At 74.9% G+C, this 12321-nt stretch carries 11 protein-coding genes; 3 read left to right on the top strand and 8 right to left on the bottom strand.

From position 1 onward, the window contains the following. On the top strand, positions 1 to 1112 hold a 1112-nt coding region (locus Sru01_RS14450), incomplete at its 5' end, for a CYTH and CHAD domain-containing protein (protein WP_203984969.1). Between the two features lie 238 nt (positions 1113 to 1350). On the opposite strand, the gene Sru01_RS14445 is transcribed toward Sru01_RS14450, so the two are convergent. The 6 genes from Sru01_RS14445 to Sru01_RS14420 form a co-directional block, all read right to left on the bottom strand. Beyond that, the gene (locus Sru01_RS14445) at positions 1351 to 2169 is read right to left on the bottom strand and encodes an ABC transporter permease (RefSeq protein ID WP_203984968.1); all 819 of its coding nucleotides are present in this window, start codon (positions 2167 to 2169) and stop codon (positions 1351 to 1353) included. After that, positions 2166 to 3077 carry an ABC transporter ATP-binding protein gene (locus Sru01_RS14440; protein WP_203984966.1) on the bottom strand — a complete coding sequence of 304 codons (912 nt, stop codon included), beginning with the start codon at positions 3075 to 3077 and terminating at the stop codon, positions 2166 to 2168. Before Sru01_RS14440 ends, Sru01_RS14445 begins: the two co-directional genes overlap by 4 nt. Before the next feature lie 200 nt (positions 3078 to 3277). Then, entirely contained in the window at positions 3278 to 3940 is a 663-nt protein-coding gene (locus Sru01_RS14435; RefSeq protein WP_203984965.1) for a response regulator, read from the bottom strand. 101 nt (positions 3941 to 4041) lie between these two features. Beyond that, positions 4042 to 4812 carry an ABC transporter permease subunit gene (locus Sru01_RS14430; RefSeq protein ID WP_203984964.1) on the bottom strand — a complete coding sequence of 257 codons (771 nt, stop codon included), beginning with the start codon at positions 4810 to 4812 and terminating at the stop codon, positions 4042 to 4044. After that, positions 4809 to 5720: an ABC transporter ATP-binding protein gene (locus tag Sru01_RS14425; protein WP_203984963.1), complete on the bottom strand. Its 912-nt coding sequence runs from the start codon at positions 5718 to 5720 to the stop codon at positions 4809 to 4811. Before Sru01_RS14425 ends, Sru01_RS14430 begins: the two co-directional genes overlap by 4 nt. Positions 5721 to 5924: 204 nt before the next feature. Continuing rightward, a complete protein-coding gene (locus Sru01_RS14420; protein WP_203984962.1) occupies positions 5925 to 6692 on the bottom strand; it encodes a DUF899 family protein in 768 nt (255 codons plus the stop codon). Between the two features lie 231 nt (positions 6693 to 6923). On the opposite strand from Sru01_RS14420, the gene Sru01_RS14415 reads away from it, so the two are divergent. Both Sru01_RS14415 and Sru01_RS35590 read left to right on the top strand, forming a co-directional pair. Further along, positions 6924 to 8303 (top strand): sensor histidine kinase, encoded by a 1380-nt coding sequence (locus Sru01_RS14415; RefSeq protein WP_203984961.1) that lies wholly within the window; start codon positions 6924 to 6926, stop codon positions 8301 to 8303. Next, positions 8300 to 9130, top strand: coding sequence for a response regulator transcription factor (locus tag Sru01_RS35590; RefSeq protein ID WP_239137417.1), 831 nt, complete (start codon positions 8300 to 8302; stop codon positions 9128 to 9130). The genes Sru01_RS14415 and Sru01_RS35590 overlap by 4 nt, the downstream gene beginning before the upstream one ends. A gap of 171 nt (positions 9131 to 9301) precedes the next feature. Here Sru01_RS35590 and Sru01_RS14400 read toward each other — a convergent pair whose 3' ends face one another. After that, complete coding sequence (locus tag Sru01_RS14400; protein ID WP_203984959.1) at positions 9302 to 10204, bottom strand: NUDIX hydrolase; 903 nt, start codon at positions 10202 to 10204, stop codon at positions 9302 to 9304. Further along, positions 10197 to 12269: an RNA degradosome polyphosphate kinase gene (locus Sru01_RS14395; protein WP_239137416.1), complete on the bottom strand. Its 2073-nt coding sequence runs from the start codon at positions 12267 to 12269 to the stop codon at positions 10197 to 10199. Before Sru01_RS14395 ends, Sru01_RS14400 begins: the two co-directional genes overlap by 8 nt. Positions 12270 to 12321: the final 52 nt, after the last annotated feature.

Here is a 12321-nt window from a genome sequence, read left to right as displayed (position 1 = left end):
CCGCCGGACGTCCGCTGGCCGAGGTGGCCGACGACCGGGTCCGGGGCACCGTGCTCGCCGCGGCCGGCGACGCGGACCGGCGCGTCGAGCGCTGGCGCGAGATCGAGGTGGAGCTGGCCGAGGGGGACGCCAAGCTGCTCCGCCGGGCCGGCAAGGCGCTGCGCGCGGCCGGCGCGACGCCGGCCGCCACCGGCAGCAAGCTGGCCCGCCTGCTCGGCCCGCTGGTGCCGGCCGCCGGACCGCCGGTCGGGCCCCCGGCGGGCACCGCCGGGCAGGTCGTCTACGACTACCTCAGGGCCCAGGTCGACGCGCTGTACGCCCAGGACCCGCAGGTGCGCCGCGCCGGACCGGACGCCGTCCACCAGATGCGCGTGGCGAGCCGCCGGCTGCGCAGCGCGCTGAAGTCCTTCGCCGCCGTGGTGCCGGAGACCGGCGCGCTGCAGGATGAGCTGAAATGGATCGCCGGCGTGCTCGGCGAGGCCCGGGACCTGGAGGTCATCCGGGAGAGGTTCGCCGGGTCGCTGGCCGGCCTGGACGAGACCCTGGTGGTGCCGCCGGTCCGCGAGCGCCTCGGCGGCGACCTGGCCGAACGCGAGCGGGCGGCGCTGGCCCGCGCGCACGAGGCGATGAGCGGCGACCGCTACCACGCCCTGCTCGACCGGCTGGACGCGATGATCCTCCGGCCGCCGCTCGCCCCGCTCGCCGCCCGCCCGGCCGGTGCGGCGCTGCCGAAGATCCTGCGAAAGGAGTGGCGCCGGGTCGAGCGGCGGTACGCGGCCGCGCGGGCCATTGAGGACGCCGCGCGCCGCGAGATCGCGATGCACGACGTGCGCAAGGCGGCCAAGCGGGCCCGCTACACCGCCGAGGCGCTGGCCGGCCCACTCGGCGCCGAGGCGGCCGCGATGGCCAGGCGCGCCAAGACCGTGCAGAAGGTGCTCGGCGAGTACCAGGACGGCGTGGTGGCCCAGCAGATCCTGGTGGAGGAGGCCGGGCGGGCCCGGGCGGCCGGCGAGGACACCTTCACCTACGGCGTGCTGGCCGGGCTGGAGCGCGCGGCGGCCGAGCGCTCCCACCAACGGTTCCCCGAGGTGTGGGCGGAGGTCACCGGTTGACCGCTCCCCCCCGCCTCGCCGCCTCGCCGCGCCCTCCGGGCCGAGGTGGCGGCTGACCGCCGCACCACCCGCGGCCGTCCCGGCCGGCCCCCGCGGCGGCCGGGCGATGGAGGTGACCTCGCCGGCCTCGGCTCGGGCAGGCCGAGCCGGTGAGGGGGTGCCGGTGAAGGGGCGCCGGTGAGGGAGTGCCGGTGAGAGTGTGCCGGTGAAGGTGTGCCGCGCCGGCTCGCCGCCGCGCTCACACGTCGCGGCGGCGCAGCAGGACCAGGCCGGCGGCCGCGATCACCGCGCACCACAGGCAGTAGACGCCGAACCCGGCCCACGGCCCCAGCAGGTCCTCGTTCACCCGGGTGACCATCACCCGGCTGCCCGCGTTGGACAGGAAGTACCGGCTGAACGTCTGCCCCCACTCGCCGGGCAGCGCCGCCACCAGCGGCGGCAGGATGAACAGCAGCGCGACCGCCGTGGTGATCGCCCCGGCGGTGTGCCGGATCAGCGTGCCGAGCCCGAGCCCGATCAGGCCGGTCACCGTCAGGTAGAGGGCGGCGCCCACCACGGCGCGCACCGCCTCCGGCTGCCCGAGCGACAGCTCCAGGCCCTTGCCGCCCAGGATCGCCTGGCCGATGAAGAAGGCGCCGAACGCCGCTACCAGGCCGGTCACCAGGACCGTCCCGGCGAACACCGCCGCCTTGGCGGCCAGTACGCCGGCCCGGCGCGGCGCCGCGGTGAAGGTGGTGCGGATCATGCCGGTGCGGTACTCCGCGCTGATCGTCAGTACCCCGAGCGCGACGATGGCGAGCTGGGCGAACGAGGCGCCGAGCAGTACGCGGTCCGCGGTGGGCATGCCGTTCCCGTCACCGCCGGAGGTGGCCGAGGCGGCCAGCGCGGCCGCACCGATCATGATCACTACGGTGATGAGCAGCGTCCAGACCGTCGAACGCACCGAGCGGAGCTTGGTCCACTCCGAGCGGAGCAGGTTGCCCGCGGTGCCGAGGGCCGAGGTGCGGCGGACCGGAGGCGCCGCACCCGGCGCGGGGGAGAGCCGGGTTTCCGTCATGACGCCACCGCCTCGTACTCGACGCTGTCCTTGGTGAGATCCATGTAGGCCGCCTCCAGGGTGGGCCGCTGGTCGGCGAGCTCGTGCAGGGCCAGCCCGGCCGCGCAGGCCAGCTCGCCGATCCGCGCGGCGGTCAGCCCGGTGACCCGCAGCCCGTCGCCGGCCGGGTCGACACCGGCGCCCTGGCCGGTCAGCATCGTGGCCAGCTCGGCGGCCCGCGGCGAGCGGACCAGCACGTGGGCGCGCGCGCTGCCCTGGATGAACGCCTCCATCGGCAGGTCGGCGAGCACCCGGCCGCGGCCGATCACGATGAGGTGGTCGGCGGTCTGCGCCATCTCGCTCATCAGGTGGCTGGACACGAAGACGGTGCGGCCCTCGGCGGCCAGGCTCCGCATGAAGGTGCGGATCCACAAGATCCCCTCCGGGTCGAGCCCGTTCACCGGCTCGTCGAACATCAGCACCGGCGGGTCGCCGAGCAGCGCGGCGGCGATGCCGAGCCGCTGGCCCATGCCGAGCGAGAAGCCGCCGACCCGCCGGCGGGCGACCTCGGTCAGCCCGACCATGGCGAGCACCTCGCGTACCCGGCGGGCCGGGATCCCGTTGCTCTGCGCCAGGCACAGCAGATGATCGTGCGCGCTGCGCCCGCCGTGCACCGCCTTGGCGTCGATCAGCGCGCCGACCGTGCGCAGCGGGTCGCGCAGCTCCCGGTACGGCTTCCCGTCCACCAGGACGGTTCCGGAGGTGGGCCGGTCCAGCCCGAGGATCACCCGCATCGTGGTCGATTTTCCGGCGCCGTTCGGCCCGAGGAAGCCCGTCACCATCCCCGGGCGCACCGTGAACGACAGGCCGGCGACCGCCGTCGTCCTGCCGTAGACCTTCGTGAGGTCGTTCACGTGGATCGTTGTCATGCCTCCACGATGGCAGCGACCGGCGCGGCGGCCATCCGGCCACAGGACGTTCCCGGAGGGGGACCAGGGTCCTATACCGCGCCGCCGGGTCGGACCTGGGGCCTACGCCGGGGCGGGACATCGCCGGCGGGCGGTGCCGGCGGGCGGTGCCGGGCGGCGCGGGACGGGCGGCGCCAGCCCGGCGGTGCGGGACGGCGGCGCTAGCCGGGCAGGGCGACCAGGCCGGACTCGTAGGCGACGATCACGGCCTGCGCGCGGTCCCGAGCACCGATCTTGGCGAACACGCTGGTGACGTGGTTCTTCACCGTGGAGCCGCTGAGCCCGAGCTCGGCCGCTATCTCGGCGTTGGCCCGGCCCCGGGCGATGAGCAGCAGCACCTCCCGTTCCCGCTCGGTCAGCCGGTCCAGCAGGCCCGCCGCGGCGCTCTTCGCGACGCTCGGCGCCGGGCCGATCAGGGTGCCGATCAGCCGGGTCAGCAGCCGGGGGGTGACCACCGCCTCCCCCCGGTGCACCACCCGGACCGCGTCCACCAAGTCCTCCGGGGCGATGTCCTTGGTGAGGAACCCCGACGCCCCGGCGCGCAGCGCGGCGACCACGTACTCGTCCAGATCGAACGTGGTGAGCACCAGCACCCGGGTGGCGGGCGAGCGCTCGGCGATCCGCTCGGTCGCGGCGACCCCGTTCACCCCCGGCATCTGGATGTCCATCAGCACCACGTCCGGCGTCAACTCGGCCGCCCGGGCCGCGGCCTCGGCGCCGTCGGCTGCCTCGCCCACCACCGAGATGTCCGGCTGGGCACCGAGGATCATGCGGAAGCCGGTGCGGATCAGGGCCTGATCGTCGACCAGCAGCACCCGGATCATCTCCGCCACCCTGCGACCGGTTTGCGGGCGTACACCCGGAACCCACCTCCCGGACGGCATCAGTGCACAGAACGCCTCACATGATGCCATCCGTCCGGGCGTCACGCGTCGCGGCGGCGCAACACCAGATAGCCGCCGACCAGCGCGGCGGTGACCCAGACCACGAGCAGGGCGAGCCCGGTCCACGGACCGTAGGCGCGCGCCCACCGGGGATCGTCCGGCGGCCCGGACACATGGATGATCACCATGCCGAGCTGGTCCGGCAGATACTGCATGACCGGCTTGAGCTGCGGCATGTTGCCCAGCCCCTGCGAGCCGAGGAACAGCAGCGGCATCAGGATGCCGAGCGCGCGGGCCGAACCGCGCAGCATCGTGGTCACCCCGGTGGCGAACAGGCAGATCAGGGTGAGATAGGCACATCCGCCGACCAGCGCCTCGACGGTCCCGGGAGCGCCGAGACCGACCCCGCGCGGCCCGAGCGCCGGTTGCGCGGCCAGGAACGCGGCCACCGCGGCCACCGCCGAGACGCCCGCCGCCGGCAGCGCCACCGCGAGCACCTTGCCCGCGTAGAACACCCCGCGGCGTGGCACCGCCGCCAGCGAGGCCCGGATCGTCCCCGCGGAGTACTCCGCGCCCACCGCGGTCACCCCGAACGTCACCAGGGCGAGCTGGGCCAGGGTGAGCCCGTAGAAGGCGGCGAACAGCGGGTCGAACGCGCCCCGCGCCCGCCCGCCGCCCAGGCTCAGCGCGACCAGGTATCCGAGCGCGGCGGACAGCACGACGGTGGCCCCCAGCGCCCACCAGGTCGACCGGACGGTACTGAACTTGGTCCACTCGGCGAGCACCGCACCGCGCAACGCACTACCGATCACCGCGCGCCCCCGCCCCGGTACTCCGTCAGGTCCGCGGTGAGCCGCATGAACGCCTCCTCCAGCGACGCCTGCCGAGCGCCCACCTCGTGCACCACCAGGCCGCGCGCCGCGGCCAGCTCGCCCACCGCCGCCGGCTCGGCGCCGTGCGCCTCCAGGGCACCGTCCGGGCCCTCGGTCACCTCGAACCCCGCCGCGGCCAGCGCGGCCCGCATCCGGCCCGGCTCGGGAGTGCGGATCACCGTGCGCGGCCGCGAGTTCGCCCGGATGAACTCCGGTACCGGGGCGTCGGCGAGCAGCCGGCCCCGGGCGATCACCACCAGGTGGTCGGCGGTGAGCGCGGTCTCGGCCATCATGTGGCTGGAGACCAGCACGGTGCGGCCCTCGGCGGCCAGATCCTTCATCAAAGTGCGGATCCACCGGACGCCGTCGGGGTCCAGGCCGTTGACCGGCTCGTCGAACAGCAGCACCGGCGGGTCGCCGAGCAGCGCGGCGGCGATGCCCAGCCGCTGGGTCATCCCGAGGGAGAACCCGCCGGCCCGGCGCCGGGCGACGCCGGACAGCCCGGTCAGCGCCAGCACCTCGCCGACCCGGGACCGGGCGATCCCATTGCTGCGCGCCAGCCACAGCAGGTGGGCGTACGCGCTGCGGCCGGGGTGCAGGCCGCGCCCGTCCAGCAGTGCGCCGGCCCGGCACAGCGGCCGGGCGTGCTCGCGGTAGGGCCGGCCGTCCACCAGCGCCCGGCCGGCCGCCGGCCGGTCCAGGCCCAGCACCATGCGCATCGTGGTGGTCTTCCCCGCCCCGTTCGGACCGAGGAACCCGGTCACCCGGCCCGGCCGCACGGTGAACGACAGCCCGTCCACCGCGACGGTGTCCCCGTATCTCTTGGTCAGTTCGCGAACTTCGATCACCGGGCCCACGCTAGGAACGCCCCTGCGTGGGCGCAGCCCCCGAAAGTGACCGCGTCCGTCCACCAAAGTGAACATCCACCCCGCAGCGGACGGCGTGGCCGGGGTGCCGCGAGGTCCGCCATATCGCTGTCCGACCGCCGCCGAGCGATCGCCCCCGTTCCGCGGGAACCCACCGGGGCGTCCGGACCGGTCGGTGGTGCCCGGTCAGTGGTGGTGGGGTGGGTGGCCGGCGGGGGAAGTGCCGAGGTCGTCGTCGTGGCCGGCCTTGAGGCGGGACCACTGGGCGGTGGGGCGGCCGTCCTGGCTGAACTGGCCGCCCAGGGAGTCCCAGTGCTGGGGCCACCCCGGCGGGGAGTCCTCCCAGAACTCCTGCCGGCCGTAGGCGGTCCGGTCCAGCAGTCCGTAGGACGGCGCCATCACCTCGTTGCCGCGGCCGGTGGTCCAGTAGGTCTCGTAGACCTGGTCGCCGTCCCGGAGGTAGCTGACCAGGATGCCGAAGTGCCGGCCGGCGACCAGCCGGTCCACCGACTCCGGCGGCACCGAGTACCAGGGGATCGTCCAGCCCATGAAGTCGCGGTAGCGGGAGCTCTCCTCGTACGGTCCCTGGCAGAAGGTGGCGTAGCTCACGTCCCGCGAGTGCAGGTAGGACAGCTCGTTGATGTGGCTGGTGGAGAAGGTGCAGCCCACGCACTGCTCGGCCGCGGGCCGGCCGGTGTGCCACATCTGGAAGTAGGCGATCAGCTGCGACCGGCCGTCGAAGACGTCGATCAACGGCACCGGGCCGCCGGAGCCGATCAGCGGGGTGCGCGGGTCGACCTCGACCATCGGCAGCCGGCGGCGTTCGGCGGCGAGCGCGTCCCCGGCCCTGGTGTGGGCCTTCTCCTTGAGCCTCAACTCGTCGATCCTGGCCTGCCAGGCCTGCCGATCGGTGATCTGCGGGAGGGCGGGGCGGGCCGCCGATCTCTCTGTCACGCGACCTGTATAGCCCCGCCGCCGAGTGCGGCACAACACCACCGGCAGCTCGTGGAGTATCGAGGCGGCCGATCCGGCGCCGGGATCCGCGCGGTGCGAGGCTCCTGCCCGGCCCGCCGCACCGGGGTGGCGGTGCGCCGGCGGCGAGCAGCCGGCCCCGGTACGAAGTCCGGAAAGTCAGGTGATCGGGCACCGGAGCGGGGGATGGCGGGCGAGCATGGAGGGGTGCCGATGCCACGCCGCCTCCTGAACCGCCGGATGATGCCGTCCCTGGGCCGACCACCGGGGGTACGCCGCGTCCTGGCGCCGGTCGCCGCCGCGGCCGGCGACATCGCGCTGTTCGCGCTCGCCCATCCCGGTGGCGGGCCGGCGCCGCTCGTCCTCGCCGGGTACGTCCTCGCCGCGGCGGCGGCCGCCGCGCTCGGTGCCGCCGCCGGGCCACGGATGCCGCTCGCCGGGCTGGTGGTGGCGCTGGCGCTGGCCGCGCTGACCGGCCGCGGCCACATCGTGATGTTGTGGACGTCCTACCGGGCCGGCCGCGCGGTGGTGTCCCGCGCGGGTTTCGCCGGGGCCGCCGGCGCGGCGGTGGGCACCGCGACGGCCTTCATCATGTTCGCACCGGCCGCCCGGGGGTCGGAGTCGCCGCTGGTCGCCGGCTATCTGATCTTCGTGGCGTTGCCGCTGCTGGTCGGGCGGTACCTCGCCCAGCAGGAGCGCCTGATGTCGGCGCTGGCCGAACGCAACCGCGAGCTGGTCCGCCGGCGAGAGCTGCTGGCCGAGCAGGAGCGCCTGGCCGAGCGGCTGCGCATCGCCCGCGACGTGCACGACTCGCTCGGCCACCGGCTCAGCCTGGCCTCGGTGCAGGCCGCGGCGCTGGAGGTGTCCGCGCTGCCGCCGGAGCATTCGCGCGCGGTGCGCCGGCTGGCGGGCACGGTGCGCGAGGCGATGGACGAGCTGCAGGAGCTGGTCGGCACGCTGCGCGCCGAGGACGACCGGGGTGCGGTGCCCGGCGCCGGGGAGATCGGCGCGCTGGTGGCGGGCTTCCGTACCGCCGGGGTGCCGGTGGAGCTTCGGGAGAGCGGGCCGCGCTTCCCGCTGCCGCCGGCCGCCGGGCACGCCGCGTACCGGGTGGTGGAGGAGGGGCTCACCAACGCCGTCAAGCACGCCCCCGGACGGCCGGTCGTCGTGCGGGCCGAGTGGGACCCGGACGCCCTGCTGGTCACCGTCACCAACCCACTCCCACCGGCCGGCCCGGCCGGGGACGCGATCGGGGACCCCGCCGGGCGTGCGGACGGTGCCCGGCTCGGCACCGGGGGCGCGGCCGGCGACCCGGTCGGGCGCCGCACCGGGGAAGCGGCCGGGTACGGGCTGGCCGGGCTGGGGGAGCGGGTGCGGGCGGCGGGCGGGCTGCTGCGGCACGGCCCGGACGGCGACGATTTCCGGCTGTCGGCCATGCTTCCGGCCATGCTTCCGGCCGGCGCGCCGTCCCCGGCGGAGGATCCGCCGGTGGCCACCCTGGCCGGCAACACCCGGGTGGCGCTCGCCGGGGTGGCGGCCGCGCTGCTGATGTTCGGGCTGCTGCCCGCCGGCATGCTGATGGGCCTCCGATGATCCGCGTACTGGTGGCCGACGACGAGCCGCTGATCGTCGAGGGCATCCGGGCGGTGCTCGCCGCCGCGCCCGGCATCGAGGTCGTCGCGCAGGCCGCCGACGGCCGGGCCGCGGTGGCCGAGGCCGTCCGGCACCGCGCCGACGTGGCGCTGCTGGACGTGAACATGCCGCTGCTGGACGGGCTGGAGGTGCTGGCGGAGCTGGGCCGCCGCGCGCCCGGGGTGCGGGCGGTGATGCTGACCGCGTTCGGCACCGAGCCGAACGTCCGGCGGGCGCTGCGGCACGGCGCCGCCGGGTTCGTGCTGAAGAACTGCGCGCCGGACGAGCTGGTCCGCGCGGTCCGCGCGGCGCATCAGGGCGAGGCGTTCCTGTCGCCGGCGGTGACCCGGCTGGTCCTCGGCATGGTGCCCGGCGCGACCGGCACGTCCGGGGCGGGGACGGGCACGGCCGGCACGACGGGCGTGGTGACGGGCACGTCCGGGGCGGTGACGGGCAGGACGGGCACGTCCGGGGCGGTGACCGGCACGTCGGGGGCGGCGACCGACATGACCGACATGACCGGCATGACCGGCATGGCGGGCGGTGCGGCGGCGCGGCGCGCCCGGGAGGCCGCCGATCGGCTGTCGGCGCTGACCGCCCGCGAGTCGCAGGTGCTGGCCCTGGTCGCCGAGGGACTGTCCAACGCCGAGATCGGCCGGCGGCTGCGGACCAGCGAGACCACCGTCAAGACCTACGTCAGCCGGGTGCTCGCCAAGCTGGGTTGCGCCAACCGGGTCCAGGCCGCCCTGCTCGCCCGGGACGCCGCCACCCGTCCCGGCGCGGGCTGAGCCGGGCGCCGCCGTGGACCGTCACCGGGTGCGGCCGGCCGGGCCGGCGTGCGGTGCCGGTAGCCGGTGCCGGTGACGGGTGCCGGTGACCGGCCGGAGCGAGACCGGCGCCGAGGCCGAGTTCTGCTGGCCGAGTTCGGCCGGCCGATCAGGTTCGGACGGTCGGTGGCGTCAGGTGAGGTGCCGTTCGACGGCGACGACGCGGCCGGCGGCGTGGTGCAGGACGGCGACGCCGCCCTTGGGCAGGTGGAACTCGGCCTCGCCGTCGCCGGCGCGCTCGCGCAGCACGCCGGCGACCAGGTCGGGCAGCACCTTGCCGTGGCCGCACAGCGCGGCCGGCCCGCCCGCGTCCAGCAGCGACAGCGTGAGGTCCAGCGCGGCGTCCGGCTCGTACTCGGTCTCGGTGTAGACGCGTTCGGTGCGGACGCCGAGGCCGTGCCGGGCGGCGTACGGCGTAAGGGTCTGCACGCAGCGCAGGCTCGGCGAGCTGACCAGCGACCGCGGCCGGTATCCGGCGAGCACACCGGCGATCGCCGCCGCCTGGGCCCGGCCGCGGTCGTCCAGCGGGCGCAGGTCGTCGTCGCCGGACCACTTCTCCCGGGAGCCGGCCCGCGCGTGCCGGACCACCGCCATCGGCCAGGTGTCGAGCGGCGCGGCCCGCAGCCGGTCCAGCGTCGCCCGGTCCCAGTCCAGCCGCAGCCGGGTGGCGGCCTCGGCCACCGGCACCCACTCGATCCGGTCCACCTCGTCGGACGGCAGGTGCGGGGCGTCCTCGGCGACCCGGGCCACCCAGTAGTCCACCTGTTTCGGCAGCCCGTCGACCAGGTAGCGCGCCGGGGGGAGCGGGCGGCCGAGTACGACGCGCAGGCCGGTCTCCTCGGCCACCTCGCGCAGCGCGGCCGTCACCCGGTGCTCGCCCGGCAGCAGCTTGCCCTTGGGGAACGACCAGTCGTCGTACCTGGGCCGGTGGATCAGCACGATCTCCGGATCGCGCGGGTCGCCGCGCCAGACGACCGCGCCGGCCGACCGGATCGCGGGTTCCGCCGGTGCGGCCCCCGCCGCGGGTTCAGCCATCGATGGTCCTCCAGCGGCGCTTGCCGATCAGGTGTGACTGCAGGTCCGTGAGCGGCTCGCCGTCCGGGCCGCGGTGGTGGCGCTCCCAGCCGCCGTCGCCGGCCAGCCACCAGCTGCTGGTGGTGTCGGCCATCGCGAGGTCGAACAACTCCGACAGGTACGCGCGGTGCTCGGGGCTGGTGACCTTCACCAGCGCCTCCACCCGGCGCTCCAGGTTGCGGCGCATCAGGTCGGCGCTGCCGATCCAGATCTCCGGGCGGCGCGGGCCGCCGAACTCGTAGATGCGGGAGTGCTCCAGGAACCGGCCGAGGACGCTGCGCACCCGGATGTGCTCCGACAGGCCCGGGATGCCTGGACGCAGCGTACACACGCCGCGCACCCACAGGTCGACCGGCACGCCGGCGTTGGACGCCGCGTAGAGCGCGTCGATGACCGGCTCGTCCACCAGCGAGTTGGTCTTCATCCTGATCCGGGCGGGCCGGCCGGCCCGGTGGTGCTCGATCTCCCGCTCGATCCGGGCGAGCAGCCCGTCGCGCAGCGAGTGCGGGGCGACCAGCAGCCGGCGGTACTCCGAGTGCATGGAGTACCCGGTGAGGTGCATGAACAGGTCGGTGACGTCCTCGCCCACGGTCGGGTCGGCGGTGAGCAGCCCGAAGTCCTCGTACAGCCGCGCGGTCTTGGGGTTGTAGTTGCCGGTGCCGATGTGGCAGTACTGGCGCAGCTCGCCGGAGGGCTCCTGCCGGACCACCAGGGCCAGCTTGGCGTGGGTCTTCAGCCCGATGATGCCGTAGACCACGTGGCAGCCGGCGCGCTCCAGCTTGCGCGCCCAGGAGATGTTGGCGTGCTCGTCGAACCTGGCCTTGATCTCCACGACCACCACGACCTGCTTGCCGGACTCGGCCGCGTCGATCAGCGCGTCGACCACCGGGGAGTCGCCGCTGGTCCGGTACAGGGTCTGCTTGATGGTCAGTACGTGCGGGTCGGCCGCCGCCTGCTCGATGAAGCGCTGCACGCTGGTGGCGAACGAGTCGTAGGGGTGGTGCACCAGCACGTCGCGCTCGCGCAGCATCGCGAAGATGTCGTCGTCGGCGTGCACCGCCTCGGCCGGTACGAACGGCGGGAAGCTGAGTTCGCCGCGGTCCAGGTCGGCGATGGCGTTCAGCCCGGTGAGGTCGAGCGGCCCGGGCACCCGGTAGATCTCGTGGTCGGAGACGCCGAGCTCGTCGACCAGCAGCTCCAGCACGGCCGGGCTGATCGTGTCCTCGACCTCCAGGCGCACCGGCGGGCCGAACCGCCGCAGCAGCAGCTCCTTCTCCAGTGCCTGCATGAGGTTCTCGGTGACGTCCTCGTCCACGTCGAGGTCCTCGTTGCGGGTGACCCGGAAGGCGTGGTGCTCCACGATGTCCATGCCCTTGAACAGCTGCCCGAGATGGGCGGAGATGACGTCCTCCAGCGGCACGAAGCGGTGCGGGGAGGCGGTCACGAAGCGCGGGAGCTGCGGGGGGAGCTTGACCCGGGCGAAGACCGTGTGCTTGGTGCCGGGGTTGCGCACCAGGACGGCGAGGTTCAGCGACAGGCCGGAGATGTAGGGGAAGGGATGGGCCGGGTCCACCGCCAGCGGGGTGAGCACCGGGCGGATCCGCTCCCGGAACAGCTTGCGCATGGCGGCCCGCTCGTCCCGGTCGAGCTGGTCCCAGCGGACGATCTCGATGCCGACGCCGGCCAGCTCCGGGCACAGCAGCTCGTGGTAGGCGGTCGAGTGCCGCTGGGCCAGCTCGCCGGCGACGGCCGCGATCCTGGCCAGCTCCTCCTGCGGCTTGAGCCCGCTCTTGGTGCGGCGCAGCAGGCCGGTGGCCATCCGGCGGCGCAGGCCGGCCACCCGGACCCGGAAGAACTCGTCGAGATTGCTGGCGAAGATCGCCACATAACGGGCCCGTTCGAGCAGCGGGACACTCGGGTCCTCGGCGAGATCGAGGACGCGTTCGTTGAAGTGGAGCCAGCTTTCCTCGCGGTTGAGGAAGCGATCCCGCGATGTGATCAGCGGGGTGGGCTCTTCGGACGGCATCGGGAGGACCTCGGCGGACATATGACCTAAATGCCCCGCCTGATGGAATGAC

The organism is Sphaerisporangium rufum (assembly GCF_016863395.1).
GTDB classification, from domain to species: Bacteria; Actinomycetota; Actinomycetes; order Streptosporangiales; family Streptosporangiaceae; genus Sphaerisporangium; species Sphaerisporangium rufum.
Note: the sequence above shows the minus strand (reverse complement) of the source record. Positions and strands in the feature narration are given on the sequence as shown.